Here is a 21597-nt window from a genome sequence, read left to right on the forward strand (position 1 = left end):
CCGGATCGAACTGCACCAGCCATTGGCGGGCCTGCCCGCGTGGAAAAGCGCCCGGGCCGGGATTGCCCGTACGTATCAGACCACCCTGCTGTTTGGCGAAATGTCAGTGTTGGACAACCTGCTGGTGGCGATGCAGCAGGGCCGCATGGGCCTGCCGTTCAGCCTTTCTACAGATGCAGAGCGCAATCTGGCGCTGGATCTGCTGGCATTGGTTGGCTATCGCGGTGAAGTCAATATAGCCGCCGAGGATCTGCCGCATGTGGATCGCCGCCTGGTGGAAATCGCCCGGGCACTGGCCACGGCGCCAGCGGTGTTGTTGCTGGACGAACCGGCAGCCGGCCTCAGTCGTCGCGACACGGATAATCTGGCCGTGCTGCTGCGCAAGCTGGCGGACTTTGGCCTGACGGTGATTCTGGTCGAGCACGACATGGCGTTGGTGATGTCGGTGTCCGAACACCTGCTGGTACTCGACGCCGGCAAGCCGATCGCCTCGGGGCCGCCGGCTGAAATCCGGCAAAATCCGCAGGTCATCGCGGCTTATCTGGGCGGTACCGAGTATCAGGCCACGCCTCGCGAGCAAGCCTGGAACGGCAGCCGCGACGCGCGTCTGTACGTTCAGGATCTGGTCATCGATTACGGTGCATCAGCCGTGGTCGACAAGGTCAACCTGCTGGTCAATCCCGGCGAACTGGTGGCGATTCTCGGCGCCAATGGCGCGGGCAAATCGAGCATCCTGCAATGTCTGGCCGGCCTGCATCGCGCCAGCAGCGGCAGCATTGTGCTGGACAATGAAAACATCGAACTGGCCAGCGCCAGCACCATCGCCGCAAGAGGTCTGGCCCTGGTGCCGGAGGGGCGCCAGGTGTTCCCTTACCTGAGTGTGCGCGACAACCTGCTGCTCGGGGGCTATTCACGTCGCGAACCCTTCGATGCCGAGGCAGAAATCGAGGCCATCCTCCAACGCTTTCCGCGCCTGCGTGATCGCATCGACAACCCGGCTGGCCTCCTTTCCGGTGGCGAACAACAAATGGTCGCCGTGGGTCGCGGCTTGATGGCCAAGCCAAGCATTCTCTTGCTGGATGAACCGTCACTGGGTTTATCGCCGGCGATGATCGGCGAGCTCTACGACGCGCTGGCCGCGCTGCGCGACGAGGGCGTGACCATCCTGCTGGTGGATCAAATGGCCAACCTCGCGCTGCAAGTCGCCGATCGTGCTTATGTGTTGGAAACCGGAACCATCGTCAAAGCCGCAGGCTCGGCAGAACTGCGCGCCGATAAGGCACTGGCGGCCGCTTATCTGGGTGAAGGGGCCAGCGCATGAACGCCCTGAAAATCATCAATGCGCGGTTGGGCAGCGATCATCGCGTCAGCGAGTTCTTCGTCGAGGACGGCTACTTCGTCGACGCCTTCAGTCCGGCTGCCGGCGATTGGCAAACCCTCGATCTGCACGGCCGACTGATGATGCCGGGCCTGATCGAAACCCATATCCATCTGGACAAGGCTTGCATCATGCAGCGCTGCCATTTGCAGGCAGGCACGCTGGCCGAAGCGGTCGCGCAAACCCGCGCCGCGAAAGCCGAGTTCACCGAGGACGATGTCTATCGGCGCGGTGCGCAGGTGCTGGACAAGGCGATTGTGCAAGGCACGACGCACATGCGTACCCACGTGGAACTGGACCCGCAGATCGGCCTGACCGGATTCAACGCGATTCGCCGTTTGCAGGCCGATTATGCGTGGGCTATCAGCATGGAAATCTGCGTGTTCCCCCAGGAAGGCCTGCTGAACAACCCCGGGACTGAGGCGCTGTTGTGCCAGGCACTGGAAAGCGGCGCAACCGTACTCGGCGGCTGCCCGTATATGGACAGCGACCCGCACGGGCAGATCCAGCGTCTGTTCGAGCTGGCGGTGCGCTACGACTGCGACCTCGATCTGCACCTGGATTTCGACCTCAATACCGAAGGCATGACGGTCATGGAAGTGGCGCGCTGCACGCAGCTTCACGGCTGGGGTGGACGGGTCATCATCGGGCATGCGACCAAGCTGTCGGCGCTGCCCAAGGAGCCACTGACGGTGCTCGCTCGGCATCTGGCGAAAACCGGCGTAAATGTGACCTGCCTGCCGAGCACTGATCTGTTCCTGATGGGCCGCGAGGCGTTTCACAACAAACCCCGAGGCCTGGCGCCACTCGCGCATCTGCACGCGTGCGGCGTGAGGTGTTCGGTCTCGACCAACAACATCGGCAATCCGTTTACGCCGTACGGCGATGCATCGTTGATCCGTCAGGCCAACCTGTTCGCCAACGTCAGCCAGATGGGCACGGCGGCGGAACTGCTGCAATGTCTCGCGTGGATTTCCAGCGAGTCAGCCGCTTTGTTGAGATTAAAAGGTTACGGTTTGCAGCCCGGTTGCCGCGCCGATTTCATCGTATTCGACGCGCCTTCGCCGGCGGCGGTCATCGCCGAAATCAGCGCACCGCTGATGGGCTTCAAGGGCGGGCGTCAGACCTTCAGTCGGCCGGCAGCAACGTTGATGAAAGCGAATTAATCAACCAACGCCTGCTTGAGGTTGAACTCGGCAGGCACACTTTCTTCCAGTGCCAACTGCGCTTCCAGTTCATCCAGGTGCTCGATCATCACCGCCACGGCTTTTTCGTTGTCACCGTTTTCCAGCGCGGTGATGATTTCCTGGTGTTCATCCGAAGCGCAGGATGGCACGTCATTGCGCTGATACAGCGCCACGATCAACGAACTGCGCACCATCAGATTGGCGAGGATGTCGCTGAGCACGGCATTGCCACTGATCTCGCCGAGCAGCAGGTGAAACTCGCTCAGTTCGCGGACGATAGCCCGTCGATCGGTGTCATTGGTGGCTTTGCGTTCGTTGTTCATGTGGGTCGCGATGCGCTGGCGTTGCTTGCGCATGGTGGCCGGCGTGATGGCCTCGACAATCGCCCGCTCGATGGCGCGACGGGCACTGAAAATATCCCGCGCTTCCTTGGCCGTCGGTTGGGCAACCATGGCGCCGCGATTGGCTTCGATGGTCACCACTTTCTGCATCGCCAGGCGCTGCAACGCCACCTGCACATGATTGCGGTTGGCTTGCAGGGTATCGACGATCTGCGCTTCGATCAGTCGCGTGCCCGGCGGCAGACGATGCTGGGCGATCGCCTTGAACAGCGCATCGACGATGCGTTGCACTTCTTGCTGTTTGGCGGTGACAGTGCTCAAGCCCATCCTTTCCTCGGTTTTCCTGAAAGCCTCATGCCGATTCCACAAGGCTGCGGTTGGCGGGCAATGGCCGGCATTATCCGCCAGCCACCCAACCCCGGCAAATGCCTGCTGCAAGCATCAGTCCGGCAGACCGAGCCCGGCGCCCTCCCCCCGAGGATCATGCATGGCGCTGCGGCGACCCGCGGCATCAATGGCGATAATGCCGGCGTGGCCAGTCATGGGGCTGCGCGCCGGAATGATTTCCACCTCATGCCCAAGCGTGCCGAGGCCTTCAATGGTCGCGGCGTTCATGTCGCCTTCCAGTTTGAGATTGTCGGTGCTGTCGAAAAAGCTGCGGCCGAGCAGAAAACGCGGGGTCAGCAGCGCCTGATCAATGGGCTGCTGAAAGTCGATCAGTTGCGTCGCCAAAACCATTTGCGTCTGCGGTTGGCCGTCGCCGCCCTGCGTGCCGAAAAACCAGCGGCGGCCATCGTCTGCCAGATAGCAGGACGGATTGAGTGTGTGCGCCGGACGCTTGCCCGGTGCCCAGCAATTGACGTGTTCGGGGCTGGCGTTGAAACCGGCCGCGCGGTTCTGCCACAACACCCCGGTGTCACCGAGCATGCAGCCTGATCCGAAGTCATGGAACAGACTCTGGATCAAACAGGCGGTACGGCCCTCACCGTCGGTCGCAGCCATCCACACGGTATCGGCCGGCCGCCCCGGCTCGTTCCACGGCGCGGCACGTTGATCGTCGATGGCATCGGCACAGGCTTGAATCCGCGCGTCTTCGAGGCTCGCGGAAAAATCCCATGGTTGGCTCAGCGGATCGCACAACTGCGCGTTGCGCCGCAGCAAGCCCTGTTTAATGGCTTCGACCAGATAGTGATAGTAGAGCGCGCTGCCGTTGCCGACGGCCGCCAGTGGTTTGTATTGCAGCGCAGCCATGGCCTGCAACGTATACAAACCCTGGGATGGTGGCGCGACGTTATAGAGTCGGCCTTCGCGATAGCGGACGGAAATCGGTGCGACTTGCGGCGCACGAGTCGCCGCCAGATCCGCCGCGGTCAAGCCGCAGCCCAAGCGATCGAATGCAGCCCCGAACGCCTCGGCCAGTTCGCCCTGATAGAAATCCTCGACGCCGTGTTTCGCCAGATGCCGCAAGGTGTTGGCCAGTTCGGGCTGACGCAAGGTATCGCCCTCGCGTAACCACTGCCCTTCGCGCTTGCACAGGCGATGCAGGTCCGGCAATTGCTCGATCAGCGGGCGACGCAGGGTTTGCCAGAACAGTTGCGATCGCGACACCTCGCTGCCGGCAGCGGCCACGCTCGCGGCGTCTGTCAACAGATCGGCCCAACCGAACCGCGAGCCCCACTCATGCCGACTGATGTTGGCAGCGGTCTGCCAACTCGCCAGCGCACCCGCCGTGCTCGCCACCGAAGCAGGGCCGCGCACGGTGATGGTGCCGCCCTCCGGCAGACGTTGCCCGGCCTGGCCAATCCCTACGATGGTGCGCACCTGCTTGTCGTGGATCATCCATAGGGCATCGCCGCCCAGCCCGGTCATGTGCGGAAAAACCGCTGCAAGCATGGCACTGGCGGCGAGCATGGCATCAATGGCCGTGCCGCCGGCTTCAAGAATTCGCATGCCGGCAGCGCTGGCATCGGCATGAGGCGTACAGATCACCGCACGACTGGAAGTTGCGATCATGGTTGCAGGCTCTCTCTTTGCTAGCTATCGGCATGTTGATTGTTAGCAAGGCAAGATGTATGCCTACTGAAAGCTCACGGGCGCAACGTCACTCGAGTGCGTCGGTGCCGTCTAGCAGCGGCAGCCGCTGTATCGCCCAACCACGAACATCACGACATCCAAGGCTGGGCACCGCGCACGGCTTGCGTGCGGTGAATGTTCAAAAATCCACAGTCGCCGACAACAGATAAGTTCGCGGCGTCGACAGGGTCAACCCCGGTTCACTGTCATCCGAAGCCCCCGCCGAACTCCAGTAACGCTTGTCCAGTACGTTCTCGACATTGGCGCGCAAGGTCACGGTTTTCTCATCGACCTTGAAGGCATAGCGCGTGCCCACATCAAAACGCTCCCAGGCATCGATTTGCTTCTCGTTGGACTGATCCAGATACTGCGAGCTGGAATAAATTCCGCGCCCGGTCAACGTCAGTCCCTGCACGGTCGGCACGTCCCATTCGGCGCCCAGATTGACGTTGTATTTCGGGGTCGCCGGCGCGCGATTGCCGTCGAACGTGCCGTTGGTGGTTTTGGTCAGTTCGCTGTCGATGAACATCACGCCGCCCAACAGCCGGAAGCCTTTCAACGGCTCGCCAAACACGCTCAGTTCGACCCCGTCGTTCTGGCGTTTGCCGTTGGGGCCGAAGACGCGTGTCGTGGCATTGGTTTCGTAAGCGGGCTGTTTGATCCGGAATACTGCGGCGGTCAGCGCGTAGGCACCCGCGTCGTACTTGGCGCCGACCTCAACCTGGCGACTGATGAACGGCGGGAAGATTTCGTCCTCGTTGATCGAGGTCGAAGGGGCGATCTTGCCTTGGCTGAGGCCTTCCATGTAGTTGGCGTACAGCGACAACTTGTCCGTCGCCTTGAACAGAATGCCGCCCGAGGGCGAGACTTTTTCCTCATCGTAGGCCGTGTCGCCTTTGACATCATCGCTCCAGTCATCGACTTTCACCCGTTGCCAGCGAGCGCCCAGCGTCAACAGCAATCGATCGTCGAAGAACCCCAGCGTGTCGGACAACGCCACGCCGCTGAAGCGGTTTTCGGTATAGACCTTGGCGTCGTAGCGCGTCGGTGTGCCGGGTTTTGCCGTTTCCACCGGCTCATACAGGTTGCTGCGCCCGGTGGCGTAGCGCGCACCGCCATTCTCGAAATCCATGTAGAAATAGCTGGCCGCGAGGTTGACCTCGTGGCTCACCGGCCCGGTATGGAACCAGTTGCGCACACCGGCCGTGGCCGTGCGCACGTTTTCGTCGCGGGTGAAGTCGCGCGGCAGAACGCTGAAATCACCGGCGTCGTTGGTCACGGATACGGCGTGGCGCAAGAAGTCATGATTACTTTTGCGCGCACCGACGCCGCCGTACAGCATCACCGAATCACTGACATCGAACTCGGCATTGAGCGTGCCGAAGGTGTCCTCGGTTTTCGCCTGGCTCCACGGTTGCGCGTAGTTGCGATGCACATTGTTCGCGCTCGGCACCTTGGCATTGGCCGCGACTTGCACGCGTTCCTGCGGTGCATCGGTGTCGCGTTCGGTGTGGCCGATATCCGTCGACAGGCGCAGGCGTTCGCCGCGAAAATCGAGGCCGAGCACGGCCATGTCACGATCGACGCTTTGATGATCCCACTCCGTGTCACCGGACTGTTTGACGCCGTTGAAACGCACACCGAACTGGTTGTCTTCGCCAAAACGGCGGCCGACGTCCACGGCGCCACCGAGCTGATTATTGGAGGCGTAGTTGGCGGTCAACGAGGTGATCGGCTGGTCGCTGGCGCGCTTGGGCACCACGTTGATCCCCCCACCGACACTGCCCCGTGGCGAAATGCCGTTGATCAACTGGCTCGGGCCTTTGAGGATGTCGACGCGGTCGGCCATCTCCATGTCGATCGTGTAGGTCGGCAACACGCCGTAGAGGCCGTTATAGGCAACGTCGCTGTTGAACAGACTGAAACCACGGATGGTGAACTGCTCATAGCGGCCACCCGCCGGGTTGGTTGCGCGCACTGACGGGTCGCTGCCGATCAGGTCGCCCAAGGTGCGCGCCTGCTGGTTCTTCACCGCCTCACTGGTGTAAGTGGTCATGCTGAATGGGGTTTCCATGAAATCCCTGGAGCCCAGCAAACCCTGTGAGCCCCGGCGCGCCACCTGACCGCCGGCAAACACATCGGCGTCGGTTGTGCCGGTCGCACCGAGAATCGAAGTCGGCGCCAATTGCAGGCTGCTGCCATCGGCCGCAGGAATCAGCGTGTAAGCGTGATCACCCACCGGTTGCAGTTGCAGACCGCTGCCCGACAACAGCCGAGTGAAACCCTCTTCCACGCCATATTCACCGGCCAGGCCATTGCTGTTGCGGCCGCTCACCAGGGCCGGATCGACTGACAGATTGACCCCGGCCAACCCGGCAAAACGCGTCAGCGCCGCACTCAGACTGCCGGCGGGCACCTGATAATTGCGCCGGGCGGCGTCATCGGCCCAACTGGATTGCATCAATACCGGGCTGGCACTCAGGCTCAGCACGAAGCTCAACTGCAACAACGGACGCAAACGACTTGGGAATACTGCGGGCATTGGAAGAAGCTCTCGATTTTGTTCACTTACCTGCAATGACCGGTGAGGCGAAGAAAAGGGACAGGCTTCAGACGATATTTTTTCGCGGCGTCAGCGTGACCCAGAAACGCGTACGCGAATGCACCTCCAGCGGCAAGCTTGCCGCCAGCAGCGCCAGCACTTTATCGGTATCGTCGAGACGGAAACTGCCGGTGATGCGCAGGCTTTCCAGGGCCGGCTCCCACCGCAACAGCCCTGAGCGATAACGACTCAACTCGCGCAGAAAGTCGCCCAGTGGCTGGTTTTGCGCCATCAACACGCCGTCGCGCCAGCCGGGCATTTTGGCGTCGAACGCTGAGACCGCGCCGGCACCGGACGCTTGCAGAGTGATCTGTTGCCCTGCATTCAACTGCAGCGCCGGCCCTTGCAACGGTTGCAGTTGCACCGCACCGCTGACCACCGAAACGTTGCAGCCGCGTTCATTGAGGCGCACACAGACTTCGCTGCGACTGACGATAATCTGGCCGTAAGCTGCGTTGATCGTCAATGCAGCGCCGCCAGCGACATTGAGCGCCATTTCGCCGCGCACCAGGGTCAATTGACGACGGGCCAGATCAACGTTCACCGCGCTCGCCGTATTGAGTTGCAAGGTGTTGCCGTCGGCCAACCGTGTTCGTGTGTGCTCGCCAGTGCCGGTCTGCAAATCGGCGCGCCAGACGTCCAGCGGCAATTGGCGACTGACCAGCCACGCCGTCGGCATCAATGCGGCCAGCGCCAGCGCCCGTTTCAGCGCCGCACGCCGCGCCAGGTCCGGGCGATCGAGGGTGGCCATGGCCAATTCTGCGGGCAGACTGGAAAAACGCTGGCGCAACAACTGGATCTTCTGCCAAGCGTTTTCATGGCGGCTATCGCTGTCGCGCCAGGCCTTCAGCCGCACGTGATCCGTTTCACTGGCTTCACCCGATTCGAGCAACGCCAGCCATTGCGCGGCGGCGCGCGCCACTTCACGTGCTTCCGTATTGGGCGCTACTCGCATCATAGATCCAACATCAAGCAATGCTCGTAAGCCTGCGCCATATAACGTTTTATGGTTCGCTCAGAGACCTGCAGGCGCTCAGCGATTTCGCGGTAACCGAGGCCTTCCAGCTGACTCCAGAGAAAGGCCCGACGCACCGGCCGTGGCAAGCCATCGAGCAATTCATCCAGCGCTTGCAGGGTTTCCAAAAGCACCCAACGTTGCTCGGGCGACGGCACGCATTCTTCGGGCAATTGCGCGAGGGCTTCGAGATAGGCTTTTTCCAGGCTGCGACGCGTGTAGAAATTGCTCAGCAGGCGTTTGCCGACGGTCAACAGGTACGCCCGTGGCTCGCGCATGTCGGCAATCGGTTGCGCACTGCAGAGCACACGCACAAAGGTGTCCTGACTCAGGTCGGCCGCATCCCAGGCATTGCCCATGCGCCGCCGCAACCAGGTTTCCAGCCAGCCTTGATGATCGCGATACAGTTCGTGCAGGTGCTGCGGCGATGGCGTCGCTGCTTCAGTCATCTCAAGAGTCCTGCGCGAAGTCAGTTTCAAATGAGAGTGATTCTATTTAACTTGCGCGCCGACACAAAGTCTTTTTATCCGCTACGGCATTCAAGAGCGCTTTAGCGTCTCGCTCGGTAATTCCTTGAACAACGCCCGATAACTGCTTGAAAACCGTCCCAGATGCCAGAACGACCATTGCATGGCCACCTCGGCAACGGTGGTTTCCGTGGGGCGACGCTTGAGTAATTCGCGGTGGGCGCTGTTCAACCGGCGCAGGCGTAACCAGTGGCTCGGCGTCATGCCGGTGTAGGCCTTGAAGGCCTGCTGCAACTGACGCAATGACACGCCCGCAACCTGCGAGAGTTCGAGCAGATTGAGGGTCTCTTCCGCTGAATCCGCCGCCCAGTCACCGACGCGTTTCATGATGGCGCGCTCTTCATTGCGCCGCTGCAAGCCGCCGCCGTCCAGGCACACCCGCGCGTTGTCGAGGATGAACAGACAGTCATCCAACAGCTGCCTGGTGAGACCATCTTTATCAAGAGGATCAACAGCTTGCGACAACTTCGTGAGAGTCGAGCTTAACCAGCGACTGAACAAGGCGTTCTGCCCGCAGTTGAGCTGGGTCATGAACATCCCTTCCAGCTTCGCCACGTCCAGACCGTGCTGGCGAACGAACTCCGGGCCGAACACCACGGCGATTTCCTGGTAGTTCTCCGGGGTGATCCAGATGTTGCGACTGTCTTCATTGAGCAGATAAAGCGCGTTGTCACTGCGATCAAAACAGAACGCCAGCGCCCCCGACGGTGCACTGAAATTCTGCTCGACGCGGGTGTTCATCTGCTCTTCGTAGACCTCGACACCCTGCAGATCCAGATAGCGGATCTGCCCGGCGAAATGGCCTGGCGACATCTGTTGGTAATGCTGTACCCAACCCGGTGTCACGCGGACTTGTTCAGCGACATCGGCGGTGTTGAACGCTTGTACCTGGAGCGGATTGCACGTTGTCATGGGGTGACCTTGCGCACTCTTTTGGTGCGCTTTGGTGCTGCTTAAAGTGGATAGATGGAACTGCAAGGCTCGCCCAAGATAGTCGTCAACGCGCCACAGGGGAAGGGGCGGAAGATGAAACCCGCCCTCCCCGGCGTCTATAAAACCAATAACGAGGTCTTTATGAATGCCCCTTTCGATCAGCTGTTCACGTGGCTGAAAGATCACAAGATTACCGAAGTCGAATGTGTGGTCAGCGACCTGACCGGCATTGCCCGCGGCAAGATCGCACCGACCAACAAGTTCCTGCATGAGCGAGGCATGCGCCTGCCGGAAAGTGTGCTGCTGCAAACGGTAACCGGGGATTTTGTCGACGACGACATCTACTACGACCTGCTCGATCCCGCCGACATCGACATGGTCTGCAAACCAGTGGCTGACGCGGTCTACGTGATTCCATGGGCGATCGAACCGACCGCCATCGTCATCCACGACACCTTCGACAAGTTCGGCAACCCGATCGAACTGTCGCCGCGCAACGTGCTGAAGAAAGTCTTGCAGCTGTACACCGACAAAGGCTGGAAGCCGATTGTTGCGCCGGAAATGGAGTTCTACCTGACCCAACGTTGCGAAGACCCGGATTTGCCGCTGAAGGCACCGCTGGGCCGTTCGGGCCGTGCGGAAAGCGGTCGTCAGTCGTTTTCCATTGATGCCGCCAACGAATTCGATCCGCTGTTCGAAGACGTCTACGACTGGTGCGAACTGCAAGGCCTGGACCTCGACACGCTGATCCACGAAGACGGCCCGGCGCAGATGGAAATCAACTTCCGCCACGGCGATGCGCTGGATCTGGCCGACCAGATCACCGTGTTCAAACGCACCATGCGTGAGGCCGCGCTCAAGCACAACGTTGCCGCGACGTTCATGGCCAAGCCGATCGGCGATGAGCCCGGCAGCGCCATGCACATTCACCAGAGCGTGGTCGAGATCGCCACCGGCAAGCCGATCTTTGCCAACGCTGACGGGCAAATGAGCGAATTGTTCCTCAATTACATCGGCGGTTTGCAGAAGTACATCCCGAAAGTGCTGCCGATGTTCGCGCCGAACGTCAACTCGTTCCGCCGCTTCCTGCCGGACACCTCTGCGCCGGTCAACGTTGAATGGGGCGAAGAAAACCGCACCGTCGGCCTGCGTGTGCCGACCTCCAGCCCTGAGGCGATGCGCGTGGAAAACCGCTTGCCGGGCGCGGATGCCAACCCGTATCTGGCGATTGCCGCGAGCCTGCTCTGCGGCTACATCGGCATGGTCGATGGCATCGAGCCGAGCGCCGGGGTACAGGGCCGCGCCTACGAACGCCGCAACCTGCGTTTGCCGATCACCATCGAAGAAGCGCTGACGCAGATGGAAGAGTGCGAAACCGTGGCGAAATATCTGGGCGACAAGTTCGTCCGTGGTTACGTCGCGGTGAAGCGTGCCGAGCATGAAAACTTCAAGCGCGTGATCAGCTCGTGGGAGCGTGAGTTCCTGATGCTCAGCGTTTAATTCAAATTTGCACAAAACCTGTGGGAGCGGGCTTGCCCGCGATGGCGGCGGCACATTCAGCAGTGATGTCGAAGCTGCCGGCCTCATCGCGGGCAAGCCCGCTCCCACAGGATTAGCGAACCACCTGAAAAGTCCAATAAATTAGAGGTGTCGATATGCGTCTGTTGAAATCCATGGTACCCGCCGCTCTGGCCCTGATGTGCAGCGTTGGAGCACACGCCCAGCCCCAGGTCAGCGTCTACAACTGGACCGACTACATCGGCGAAACCACCCTCGCCGACTTCCAGGCCAAAACCGGGATCAAGGTGATCTACGACGTCTTCGACTCCAACGAAACCCTCGAAGGCAAGCTCCTCGCCGGGCGCACCGGGTATGACGTGGTCGTGCCGTCCAACCACTTTCTCGCCCGTCAGGTGAAGGCCGGGGCGTTCCTCAAACTGGATCGTTCGCAACTGCCGAACTTCAAAAACCTTGATCCGAAGCTGCTTGAACTGCTGCAGAAAAACGACCCGGGCAACGAGCACTCGGTGCCGTACCTGTGGGGCACCAACGGCATCGGCTACAACGTCGACAAGGTCAAGCAAGTGCTGGGCATCGATCACATCGATTCCTGGGCTGTGCTGTTCGAACCCGAGAATCTGAAAAAACTCACCCAGTGCGGCGTGTCGATGATGGATTCCGCCGACGAAGTCTTCCCTGCGGTGCTCAACTACATGGGCATGGACCCACGCAGCGAAAACCCCGAAGACTACAAAAAAGCCGAAGCGAAACTGCTGAGCATTCGTCCGTACATCACCTATTTCCATTCTTCCAAATACGTCTCGGATCTGGCCAACGGTGACATCTGCGTAGCCTTCGGCTATTCCGGTGACGTGTTCCAGGCCGCCAACCGCGCCAAGGAAGCGAAGAACGGCGTGAACATCGCCTACGCCATCCCGAAAGAAGGCGCCAACCTGTGGTTTGACCTGCTGGCGATTCCGGCCGATGCGAGCAACACCAAAGAAGCGCACGCCTTCATTAATTACCTGCTCGATCCGCAAGTGATTGCCAAGGTCAGCGCTTCGGTCGGTTACGCCAACCCGAACCCGGCCGCCAAGCAGTACATGGATCAGGCGCTGGTCAACAACCCTGAGGTGTATCCGCCGCAGGAAGTGCTCGACAAGCTCTACATTTCTACCACCCCGCCTCAAGCGATCATGCGTCTGATGACCCGCTCCTGGAGCAAAGTGAAGTCGAACAAATGAATCAGTACACCCAGGAACACGCCCGCTCCTACTACGCAGCTTCAGCGCGGGCGACCACAGCGTATCCGCAACTGGAAGGTGAGCTGAGCGCCGATGTCTGCGTGATCGGCGGCGGGTTCACCGGGGTCAACACGGCCATTGAACTGGCACAGCGCGGGCTTTCGGTGATTCTGATCGAAGGCCGGCGCATCGGCTGGGGCGCCAGCGGGCGCAACGGCGGGCAGTTGATTCGTGGCATTGGCCATGACGTCGACGGCTTCGCCAAGTATGTCGGCCAGGACGGCGTGCGTTACTTGCAGCGCGCCGGCATCGACTCGGTGGAACTGGTGCGCCAGCGCATCGGCGACCACGGCATCGAGTGCGACCTGCGCTGGGGCTTCTGCGATCTGGCCAACACCTCTGCGCAGTTCGATGCATTCAAGGAAGAGCTGGTCGACCTCGCCGAACTCGGTTATGCCCACGCAACCCGCCTGATCGGCCCGGAGCAGATCCGCCAGCAAGTGGTCAACTCCGAGATTTATGCCGGTGGGCTGGTGGACATGGGTTCCGGGCATCTGCATCCGCTGGATCTGGTGCAAGGCGAAGCGCGGCTGGCGGCCTCCCTTGGCGTGCGGATCTTCGAGCAAAGTCAGGTGCTGGAAATCATCCATGGCGCGACGGTGCAAGTGCGCTGCGCCCATGGCACGGTGCGTGCCGGTAGCCTGGTGCTCGGCTGCAATGCGCATCTGGATGAACTCGAACAACAACTCAGTGGCAAAGTACTGCCGGCCGGCAGTTACATCATTGCTACCGAACCGTTGTCCGAGGAGCGCGCCGCGCAACTGATTCCGCACAATCTGGCAGTGTGCGACCAGAAAGTCGGCCTCGATTATTACCGGCTCTCGGCTGACCGGCGCTTGTTGTTCGGCGGTGCCTGCCATTATTCCGGGCGCGATCCTGCGGACATCGCGGCTTATATGCGGCCGAAGATGCTCAAGGTCTTCCCGCAATTGGCGGACGTGCGCATTGATTACCAGTGGGGCGGCAAGATCGGCATCACCGCCAACCGTTTCCCGCAGGTCGGGCGGCTCAAGCAGCATGCGAATGTGTTTTATGCGCAGGGCTACTCCGGCCATGGTCTGAACGTCACCCACTGGTGCGCGAAACTGCTCGGCGAAGCGATTCATGCCGGGCACAGCCAAGGCCTGGACGTGTTCAGCGGCGTGCCGCACATGACCTTCCCCGGCGGCCCGGCGCTGCGCTCGCCACTGCTGGCACTGGGCATGTTCTGGTATCGCCTGCGCGAAATCCTTGGCTAACCCCCTACCCAATCTGATCGTTCCCACGCTCCGCGTGGGAATGCCTCAAGGGACGCTCTGCGTCCAGTGACGCGGAGCGTCCAGTGACGCGGAGCGTCCAGTGACGCTCTGCGTCCAGTGACGCTCTGCGTCCAGTGACGCGGAGCGTCACGGGCTGCGTTCCCACGCGGAGCGTGGGAACGATCAATAGCGGCATATGCGCTATACAGATTTGCTCTATCGCCAAGCACTTCTATATTGATGAGGTGCTTTTGCGTTCCTGACGCTCAGTGCCCAATCAATCGAGGAGGACATGGATGAAGTCGTCAGCCACCGACGAGCCGCGAGCACCAGGCCAGGCCCCCATCAAAACCCGCCGTTTCGGCATCTCACTGGTCTGGATCGTGCCGATCGTGGCCGTGCTGGTGGGCATCTCGCTGGTCGTGCACAACATCCTCCAGGAAGGCCCGACCATCGTGGTCACCTTCAAGACCGGCAGCGGGCTGACGGCGAACAAAACCGAGGTCAAGTACCGCAACGTGGTTGTCGGCCAGGTCACGGATGTCGAGTTGAGCGATGACCAGAAAAGCGTCAACGCCACCATCAAGCTGGCCAAACAGGCCGAAACCTTCACCCGTGAAGACTCGCAATTCTGGGTCGTGCGCCCGCGGATCGGCGCTGGCGGTGTTTCCGGCATCGACACCCTGCTCTCCGGTGACTACATCGGTGCCGACATCGGCCAGTCCAATGCCCGCGCGAAAAACTTCAAAGGCCTGGAAAACCCGCCTCCGATTACCTACGGCGAGCCCGGCAAACGCTTCATGTTGCATGCCTCAGACCTCGGATCGCTGGACATCGGCTCCCCCGTTTACTACCGCAAGATTCCGGTTGGCCAAGTCGTCACTTACGCCCTCGACCCCGACGGCAAAGGCGTCAATATCGAAGTGTTCATCCATGCGCCGAACGATGCCTTCGTCACCGAAAACACGCGGTTCTGGAACGCCAGCGGCATCGACGTCAATGTCGGCGCCAACGGCTTTGCGGTGAAGACCGAATCGCTCTCGACCCTGCTGGTCGGCGGCATCGCCTTCCGCGCTCCGGAGTACAGCCCCAACGACGTCGCAGCGGCCGAAGACAAAGACTTCGAACTGTTCGCCGAGCAGAGCACCGCACTCGCTCCGCCCAACGGCAAGGCGCAGTACTTGAGTCTGCGCTTCGACCAATCCCTGCGCGGCCTGAAAGTTGATGCGCCGGTGGAGTTCCTTGGCATGGAGATCGGCCGGGTAGTCGGGATCAATCTGGATTTCGATGCGAAAAAACGCAGCTTCCCGCTCAACGTCGGCATCGTCATTTACCCGCAGCGCCTGGGCATGGCCTACGGCAAAATGCTCACCGCTTTCAAGCATGACCCCAACGACGAAGCGGCCGGTATTCGTCTGATCGGTACCTTTATCGACAATGGCCTGCGTGCGCAGGCGCGCAGCGGCAATCTGCTGACCGGGCAGCTTTACGTTGCCTTGGACTTCTTCCCGAAAGCCGAGAAAGTCGCGTTCGATCCGACGTTGCGCCCGGTGATGATCCCGACCGTGCCGGGTAGCCTTGAACAGTTGCAGGAAAAACTCGAAGCCGTGGTCGACAAACTCAACAAGCTGCCGGTTGATCGCATTGCCAGCAACCTCGACAGCAACCTGGTCGAACTGCGCAAAGGCCTGACCCAGTTCAACGCGAAGACCTTGCCGGGCGTGCAAAACACCCTCGCCGACGTCAGCAAAACCCTACAGTCCGCCAGCTCGACCCTGGCCGAAGATTCACCGCAACGCGAAAAGCTCACCGAGACCCTCGACGAACTCGGCCGCATGTCGCGCTCCCTGCGTGAACTCTCGGATTACCTCGGTCGCCATCCGGAATCGCTGATTCGCGGTCGCCCAGACAACGCAGCGCCGCTGGACCTGAAAGGACCGCCACGCAATTGAGCACAGGAGCTACCCCATGGCTTTACCGCTGAAGATCACCGTGCTCGCTGCTTGCATGCTGCTCGGCGCCTGCCGCAGCGACCCGATCAGTTTTCATACGCTGACGCCGGTGCAACTGGGCAGCGCCCGCCCCGGGGCGCAAATCCCGATTGAAGCCATCACCGTACCGCCGCAGGTCGACCGCCCGCAAATTGTCATTCGCCAGGGCAACAGCGGTTTGGCGATCCTTGAAACTCAATGGTGGGGCGCGAGTCTGGCGGATGAGCTGCGCAGTGCACTGGTCGATCAACTGAGCAATTCCAGCGGTCGCGGCGATGTGTCGGTGCGCATCGAGGTGCAACGTTTTGATTCAATCCCCGGCCAATACGCCCTGATCGATGCGAAATGGCGGCTGCGTCCTCTGGGTGACACCGACAGTGGCCTGGTCACTTGCCGCTCGACTTTGCAAACGCCGTCAGGGCCGAGCATCAATGAACTGGTGACTGCTCAGCAAAACAACGTCAAACGCCTGGCTGCACTCATCAGTCAGGCGGCAGGCAATCCGCGCGGCTGCCCGTCTTCCTCCTGAATCACACCTTCTGGCTCCAGCTTAAGACGCACGGCTCTCGTGCGTCGGCGAGTCGCTGCTAATCTGAATAGGAATGACATGTATTAACCGTCTTTTTGACGGTTTTTTCTCATCTGTCAGCCTGATTTGCCCGCGACTCAACAATGCAAACCCTTCGCCTCACGTCCGGCGAAGGCTTGCCCATAACGTATAAAAAGCCAGGAGCCCGCCCATGAGTCCACACCTTCCCGCCTTCCTGAAACACGCCGCACTGGCCACCGCCCTGCTCGGTTCCGCCCCACTGTGGGCTGCCGACGGCGTTGGCCTGCTGATTTACAACGCCCAGCATGAAAGCCTGACCAAGGCCTGGGTCGCCGGTTTCACCGAAGAAACCGGCATTCCGGTGACCATCCGCAATGGCGATGACACCGAAATGGGCAATCAACTGGTTCAGGAAGGTACGGCTTCCCCGGCAGACGTATTCCTCACCGAGAACTCTCCGGCGATGGTGCTGGTCGACAACGCCAAGCTGTTTGCGCCGATTGCGCCAGCCACACTGGAACAGGTGGAAGCGGCTTACCGTCCGGCGCATGGCCAGTGGATCGGCATCGCCGCGCGATCAACCGTATTCGTCTACAACCCGGCCAAACTGGCGGAAAAAGACCTGCCGAAATCCCTGCTCGATCTGGCCAAACCCGAGTGGAAAGGTCGCTGGGCCGCCTCCCCGGCCGGTGCCGATTTCCAGGCCATCGTCGCGGCGGTGCTTGAGCAGAAAGGCGAAGCCGCCACGCTCGACTGGCTCAAAGGCATGAAGACCAACGCCACCGTGTATCGCGGCAACAGCGCCGTGCTCAAAGCGGTGAATGCCGGGCAGATCGACAGCGGCGTGATCTACCACTATTACAGCTTCGTCGATCAGTCCAAGACCGGCGAAAACAGCAAGAACACCAAGCTCTACTACTTCAAGCATCAGGACCCGGGCGCGTTCGTCAGTACCTCCGGCGCCGGCGTGCTGGCCTCCAGCAAACATCAGGAAGACGCGCAGAAGTTCGTCAAATACATCACCGGCAAGGAAGGCCAGGAAATTCTCCACAGCGGCACCTCGTTTGAATACGCGGTCGGCAAAGACGCGCCGTCCAACCCGAAACTGACGCCGTTGAAGGATCTCGATGCGCCAAAAGTCGATGCGTCGAAACTCGACAGCAAGAAAGCCGTCGAGCTGATGACTCAGGCTGGAATCCTGTAAGTGATCCCGGAACCTTTACCGGCGGACGTCGTTGCGGCGTCTTCCGCTCACCTGCCACTGAAAACCCGCGCCCTCAATGGTCGCGGGGGGTCGTGGGTGGTTGCGCTGGCGATCACGGTTTCACTGCTGTCGTTGCTGCCGATCCTGTTTGTCATCGGTGTGTCGTGGGCGACCGGTTGGGCGACTATCGAAGCGTTGGTGTTTCGTCCCAGAGTGGCCGAACTGCTGATCAACACGGTGTTGTTGGTGTTGATCACGTTACCGCTGTGCATTGTGCTCGGGACGACCCTGGCCTGGTTGACCGAACGCAGCAACCTGCCCGGTCGGCGCCTGTGGTCATTACTGGCCGTGGCGCCGTTGGCGGTGCCGGCGTTCGTGCACAGCTATGCGTGGGTGAGCCTGATTCCATCGATTCATGGATTACCGGCCGGCGTGCTGGTGTCGGTGATCGCGTATTTCCCGTTTCTGTATTTGCCGGTTGCAGCGACATTGCGCCGACTCGATCCGGCGATTGAAGACGTCGCCGAATCCTTGGGCCTCAAACCTTGGGCGGTATTTTTCCGGGTGGTGTTGCCGCAACTGAGGTTGGCGATTTGTGGCGGTGCGTTGCTGGTCGGTCTGCACCTGCTGGCCGAATACGGCCTCTACGCAATGATTCGCTTCGATACCTTCACCACGGCGATTTTCGATCAGTTCAAATCGACCTTCAACGGTCCGGCGGCGAACATGCTCGCGGGGGTTCTGGCTCTGTGTTGTCTGGCCATGCTCACCGTCGAATCTGCCGCGCGGGGCAAGGCACGTTATGCCCGCGTGGGTTCTGGCAGCGCGCGCGAACAACGCACGGTGTTGTTGAGTCGCGGCGCCAAAGCGCTTGGGTTGGGTCTGCAAGTGCTGACGTGCCTGCTCGCCCTTGGCGTACCGTTGCTGACGCTGGGCCGCTGGTTGGTCGCCGGCGGTGTAGAGGTCTGGGAAAGTGATGAGTTGCTGCCCGCGTTGTTGCAAACCCTGTCGTTCGGCGTGGCCGGCGCGTTGCTGACCAGCCTCGCGGCGATCCCCATTGCCTGGCTGTCGATCCGCGCGCCGGGCAAATTGCAGCGCCTGCTGGAAGGCTGCAATTACATCACCAGTTCGCTGCCGGGGATTGTCGTGGCGCTGGCGCTGGTGACCGTGACCATCCATTTCGCCCGGCCGATCTACCAGACCACGATTACGGTGCTGCTCGCCTATCTGCTGATGTTTCTGCCACGCGCACTGGTCAGCCTGCGTGCCGGTTTTGCCCAGGCCCCGGTGGAACTGGAGAACATCGCGCAAAGCCTCGGCCGTTCGCCGCTGCGCGCGTTGTGGCTGATTACCTTGCGCCTCGCTGCACCCGGCGCGGCGGCCGGCGCCGCCCTGGTGTTTCTGGCGATCACCAATGAATTGACCGCGACTTTACTGCTCGCGCCCAACGGCACCCGAACCTTGGCCACCGGTTTCTGGGCCATGACCAGTGAAATCGATTACGCCGCCGCAGCGCCTTACGCACTGTTGATGGTGCTGTTATCGCTGCCGCTGACGGCCATCCTCTACCACCAATCCAGGCGCACCGCTGGCCGATGAACGCACTTGAACTGATCTCCCTGAGCAAATCCTTTGGCGCGCAGCAAGCGCTGGACGACATCTGCCTGTCCGTCCCGACCGGTAGCCGCACGGTGATTGTCGGCCCGTCGGGCTCCGGCAAAACCACGCTGTTGCGGATGATCGCCGGCTTCGAATTTCCCGACGCCGGCAGCCTGATGCTCAATGGTCAGGTGCTGGTCGACAGCACCCACGCCGTACCGGCTTATCAGCGGCAGATTGGCTATGTGCCGCAGGACGGCGCGCTGTTTCCGCACATGACCGTCGCTGCCAACATCGGTTTTGGTCTGGCCCTGACAGGATCGGCAAAAACCGAACGTATCGCGCAACTGATGGACAGCGTTTCGCTGGATGCCAACATGGCCAACCGTTGGCCGCATGAATTGTCCGGCGGTCAGCAGCAACGGGTTTCGCTGGCTCGCGCACTGGCCCAGCAACCGCGATTGATGCTGCTCGATGAGCCGTTCTCGGCGCTCGACACCGGCCTGCGCAGCGCCATGCGCAAAATGGTCGCGCGCTTGCTCGAAGACGCGGGCGTCACGACGATTCTGGTCACCCACGATCAGGGCGAAGCGTTGTCGTTTGCCGACCAGTTGGCGGTGATGCGTGGCGGGCGTCTGGTGCAGTCCGGACATCCGATGGATTTGTATCGGTTTCCGCACGATGAGCAGACTGCGCATTTTCTCGGAGAAGCCGTGGTGATGCCCGCGCGCATTGAATCCGGGCTGGCCCATTGCGACCTCGGCCCGGTGCCGGTCGACAGCAACGGTTTCATTGGCGAAGCGCAGATCATGCTGCGACCGGAGCAACTGCAGGTGGGCGGCGCAGTCATCGGTAATCAGGGTTGCCACGCGGTGGTCACCGAGCGCGATTTTGCCGGCAACACCTGCACGTTGACCGTCGAACTACGCTCGTCAACCAGTCAGGATCCGGGGCGCTCACTGTTAGTGCGCAGCTCCGGCATGCACGCGCCACCCGCCGGCAGCCCGGTGCAATTGTCAGTGCTCGGCGCCGCTCACGTGTTCACCGCGTCCTGATCACAGGTCGAAGCGATCCACCGCCCGCCGCCGCTCGTTGTCGTCACGCACATCGTAGTTGGCGGTCGTCTGGATATTGCTGTGGTGCGCCAGTTTCTGCGCGATCGACAGGTCGTGCTCCTCGATCACCCGAGTGATGAACGAACGGCGGAAATCGTGGGGCATGATCTTCACCCCGACCTGGGTGCCGCGCTGCCGGGCGATGTAGTAGATCGCGTGTTTGGTGATGCGCTCGCGGGTGATGTGGCTGCCGCGACGGATGCGGTTGAACAGAAAGGCATCGTCGCTCTCGCCTTCCTTGAGTTGCTCGCGGCGAAACTCCAGCCATTTATTGAGCTTGTCGAACGCCCACGTCGGCGCATATTTGATCAGTTGTTTATTGCCCTTGCCGGTGACGGTCAGGCTGCGTTCGCGGAAGTCGACCTGATTCAAATCCAGATCCACCGATTCCGACTTGCGCATGCCGGTGCCGTACAACAAGGCGATCACCGCCGCATCGCGCAGGCCCTGCGGACGTGGGTCGGCGGCGCAGACTTCCATCAGTTCGTGAATCAGCGTGCGCTTCAAATTGCGCCCCTGGGACAACCGCGTGCCGGCAATGCCTTTGACCGAACGCATTTTCAGCAGATGGTCCTGACTGATCAGGCTCATGCGCCAGGCTTCATTCATTACGCCGCGCACGGCATTCACATACAGCGAAGACGTATTTGGCGCATAACCGTCGGCGCGCAACGCGGCGACCAGCGCGATGACGTCTTCGGGCTGCAGCCCGTGCCAGGGGATTTCCTCGATGTCGACGTCTTCGAAACCGAGGCGGTCGGCGGCGTCCTGCAAGACATAACGCATGGTCAGTTGGCTGGACGGCGCCAGACGGGCCAGATACAGCGTCAGCGGATTAGTGTTGGACGGGGTGGATTCAGTACTCGACAAGTCAATCAAACGAAACGGCCTTGAATAGAAAACAGTTCAACAAAACAACTTAAAAGTGCAAAGAAACTTATATAAGGAACGACTTTTCCGTAGGACTTTTCTATTAAAAGTGCCGATGAACGGAGGAAGTCTGAACGGTGGCTGTATGGCTAACAGATAAACGAATCGCC

At 60.9% G+C, this 21597-nt stretch carries 17 protein-coding genes; 10 read left to right on the forward strand and 7 right to left on the reverse strand.

The features are described from left to right. Both PMI37_RS24155 and PMI37_RS24160 read left to right on the forward strand, forming a co-directional pair. Positions 1-1321 (forward strand): ATP-binding cassette domain-containing protein (locus PMI37_RS24155; RefSeq protein ID WP_008085989.1); only part of this gene is annotated, 1321 nt, incomplete at its 5' end. Continuing rightward, positions 1318-2544, forward strand: coding sequence for an amidohydrolase family protein (locus PMI37_RS24160; RefSeq protein WP_008085990.1), 1227 nt, complete (start codon positions 1318-1320; stop codon positions 2542-2544). The genes PMI37_RS24155 and PMI37_RS24160, both read left to right, overlap by 4 nt. Here the strand turns inward: PMI37_RS24160 and PMI37_RS24165 are convergent. The 6 genes from PMI37_RS24165 to PMI37_RS24190 form a co-directional block, all read right to left on the reverse strand. Further along, the gene (locus tag PMI37_RS24165; RefSeq protein ID WP_008085993.1) at positions 2541-3233 is read right to left on the reverse strand and encodes a GntR family transcriptional regulator; all 693 of its coding nucleotides are present in this window, start codon (positions 3231-3233) and stop codon (positions 2541-2543) included. The genes PMI37_RS24160 and PMI37_RS24165 overlap by 4 nt on opposite strands. 114 nt (positions 3234-3347) lie before the next feature. Beyond that, positions 3348-4919, reverse strand: coding sequence for a gamma-glutamyltransferase family protein (locus PMI37_RS24170; protein WP_008085995.1), 1572 nt, complete (start codon positions 4917-4919; stop codon positions 3348-3350). 199 nt (positions 4920-5118) lie between these two features. After that, complete coding sequence (locus PMI37_RS24175) at positions 5119-7521, reverse strand: TonB-dependent receptor (RefSeq protein WP_008085997.1); 2403 nt, start codon at positions 7519-7521, stop codon at positions 5119-5121. 67 nt (positions 7522-7588) lie between these two features. After that, positions 7589-8539: a FecR domain-containing protein gene (locus PMI37_RS24180; protein WP_177323336.1), complete on the reverse strand. Its 951-nt coding sequence runs from the start codon at positions 8537-8539 to the stop codon at positions 7589-7591. Beyond that, positions 8536-9045 (reverse strand): sigma-70 family RNA polymerase sigma factor, encoded by a 510-nt coding sequence (locus PMI37_RS24185; RefSeq protein ID WP_008086001.1) that lies wholly within the window; start codon positions 9043-9045, stop codon positions 8536-8538. Before PMI37_RS24185 ends, PMI37_RS24180 begins: the two co-directional genes overlap by 4 nt. A 90-nt stretch (positions 9046-9135) precedes the next feature. After that, complete coding sequence (locus tag PMI37_RS24190; protein ID WP_008086003.1) at positions 9136-10035, reverse strand: helix-turn-helix domain-containing protein; 900 nt, start codon at positions 10033-10035, stop codon at positions 9136-9138. Between the two features lie 162 nt (positions 10036-10197). On the opposite strand from PMI37_RS24190, the gene PMI37_RS24195 reads away from it, so the two are divergent. The 8 genes from PMI37_RS24195 to PMI37_RS24230 all read left to right on the forward strand — a co-directional run bounded on the left by PMI37_RS24195 (position 10198) and on the right by PMI37_RS24230 (position 20497). Then, entirely contained in the window at positions 10198-11556 is a 1359-nt protein-coding gene (locus tag PMI37_RS24195; RefSeq protein ID WP_045123278.1) for a glutamine synthetase family protein, read from the forward strand. A 155-nt stretch (positions 11557-11711) separates the two neighbouring features. Continuing rightward, positions 11712-12800 (forward strand): polyamine ABC transporter substrate-binding protein, encoded by a 1089-nt coding sequence (locus PMI37_RS24200; RefSeq protein ID WP_008086008.1) that lies wholly within the window; start codon positions 11712-11714, stop codon positions 12798-12800. After that, a complete protein-coding gene (locus tag PMI37_RS24205) occupies positions 12797-14098 on the forward strand; it encodes an NAD(P)/FAD-dependent oxidoreductase (protein ID WP_008086009.1) in 1302 nt (433 codons plus the stop codon). Before PMI37_RS24200 ends, PMI37_RS24205 begins: the two co-directional genes overlap by 4 nt. Before the next feature lie 296 nt (positions 14099-14394). Next, complete coding sequence (locus PMI37_RS24210; protein ID WP_008086011.1) at positions 14395-16050, forward strand: PqiB family protein; 1656 nt, start codon at positions 14395-14397, stop codon at positions 16048-16050. 16 nt (positions 16051-16066) lie between these two features. After that, positions 16067-16618 (forward strand): PqiC family protein, encoded by a 552-nt coding sequence (locus PMI37_RS24215; protein ID WP_008086013.1) that lies wholly within the window; start codon positions 16067-16069, stop codon positions 16616-16618. 211 nt (positions 16619-16829) lie between these two features. Next, positions 16830-17843, forward strand: a complete 1014-nt coding sequence (locus tag PMI37_RS24220) for an iron ABC transporter substrate-binding protein (protein ID WP_008086015.1) — start codon at positions 16830-16832, stop codon at positions 17841-17843. Positions 17844-17846: 3 nt separating this feature from the next. Further along, positions 17847-19442: an ABC transporter permease gene (locus PMI37_RS24225; protein WP_045123279.1), complete on the forward strand. Its 1596-nt coding sequence runs from the start codon at positions 17847-17849 to the stop codon at positions 19440-19442. Next, the gene (locus tag PMI37_RS24230; protein WP_008086019.1) at positions 19439-20497 is read left to right on the forward strand and encodes an ABC transporter ATP-binding protein; all 1059 of its coding nucleotides are present in this window, start codon (positions 19439-19441) and stop codon (positions 20495-20497) included. Before PMI37_RS24225 ends, PMI37_RS24230 begins: the two co-directional genes overlap by 4 nt. On the opposite strand, the gene PMI37_RS24235 is transcribed toward PMI37_RS24230, so the two are convergent. Then, positions 20498-21343: a site-specific integrase gene (locus tag PMI37_RS24235; RefSeq protein ID WP_238552732.1), complete on the reverse strand. Its 846-nt coding sequence runs from the start codon at positions 21341-21343 to the stop codon at positions 20498-20500. Positions 21344-21597 lie beyond the last annotated feature (254 nt).

It is taken from the genome of Pseudomonas sp. GM80, assembly GCF_000282515.1.
Classification (GTDB): Bacteria; Pseudomonadota; Gammaproteobacteria; order Pseudomonadales; family Pseudomonadaceae; genus Aquipseudomonas.

Coding starts and splice junctions, on each gene's coding strand:
- PMI37_RS24175 (WP_008085997.1), bottom strand. CDS start 7,521: ATGCCCGCAGTATTCCCAAGTCGTTTGCGTCCGTTGTTGCAGTTGAGC.
- PMI37_RS24160 (WP_008085990.1), top strand. CDS start 1,318: ATGAACGCCCTGAAAATCATCAATGCGCGGTTGGGCAGCGATCATCGC.
- PMI37_RS24180 (WP_177323336.1), bottom strand. CDS start 8,539: ATGATGCGAGTAGCGCCCAATACGGAAGCACGTGAAGTGGCGCGCGCC.
- PMI37_RS24185 (WP_008086001.1), bottom strand. CDS start 9,045: ATGACTGAAGCAGCGACGCCATCGCCGCAGCACCTGCACGAACTGTAT.
- PMI37_RS24215 (WP_008086013.1), top strand. CDS start 16,067: ATGGCTTTACCGCTGAAGATCACCGTGCTCGCTGCTTGCATGCTGCTC.
- PMI37_RS24235 (WP_238552732.1), bottom strand. CDS start 21,343: ATGCGTTATGTCTTGCAGGACGCCGCCGACCGCCTCGGTTTCGAAGAC.
- PMI37_RS24210 (WP_008086011.1), top strand. CDS start 14,395: ATGAAGTCGTCAGCCACCGACGAGCCGCGAGCACCAGGCCAGGCCCCC.
- PMI37_RS24220 (WP_008086015.1), top strand. CDS start 16,830: ATGAGTCCACACCTTCCCGCCTTCCTGAAACACGCCGCACTGGCCACC.
- PMI37_RS24200 (WP_008086008.1), top strand. CDS start 11,712: ATGCGTCTGTTGAAATCCATGGTACCCGCCGCTCTGGCCCTGATGTGC.
- PMI37_RS24195 (WP_045123278.1), top strand. CDS start 10,198: ATGAATGCCCCTTTCGATCAGCTGTTCACGTGGCTGAAAGATCACAAG.
- PMI37_RS24170 (WP_008085995.1), bottom strand. CDS start 4,919: ATGATCGCAACTTCCAGTCGTGCGGTGATCTGTACGCCTCATGCCGAT.
- PMI37_RS24165 (WP_008085993.1), bottom strand. CDS start 3,233: ATGGGCTTGAGCACTGTCACCGCCAAACAGCAAGAAGTGCAACGCATC.
- PMI37_RS24205 (WP_008086009.1), top strand. CDS start 12,797: ATGAATCAGTACACCCAGGAACACGCCCGCTCCTACTACGCAGCTTCA.
- PMI37_RS24190 (WP_008086003.1), bottom strand. CDS start 10,035: ATGACAACGTGCAATCCGCTCCAGGTACAAGCGTTCAACACCGCCGAT.
- PMI37_RS24230 (WP_008086019.1), top strand. CDS start 19,439: ATGAACGCACTTGAACTGATCTCCCTGAGCAAATCCTTTGGCGCGCAG.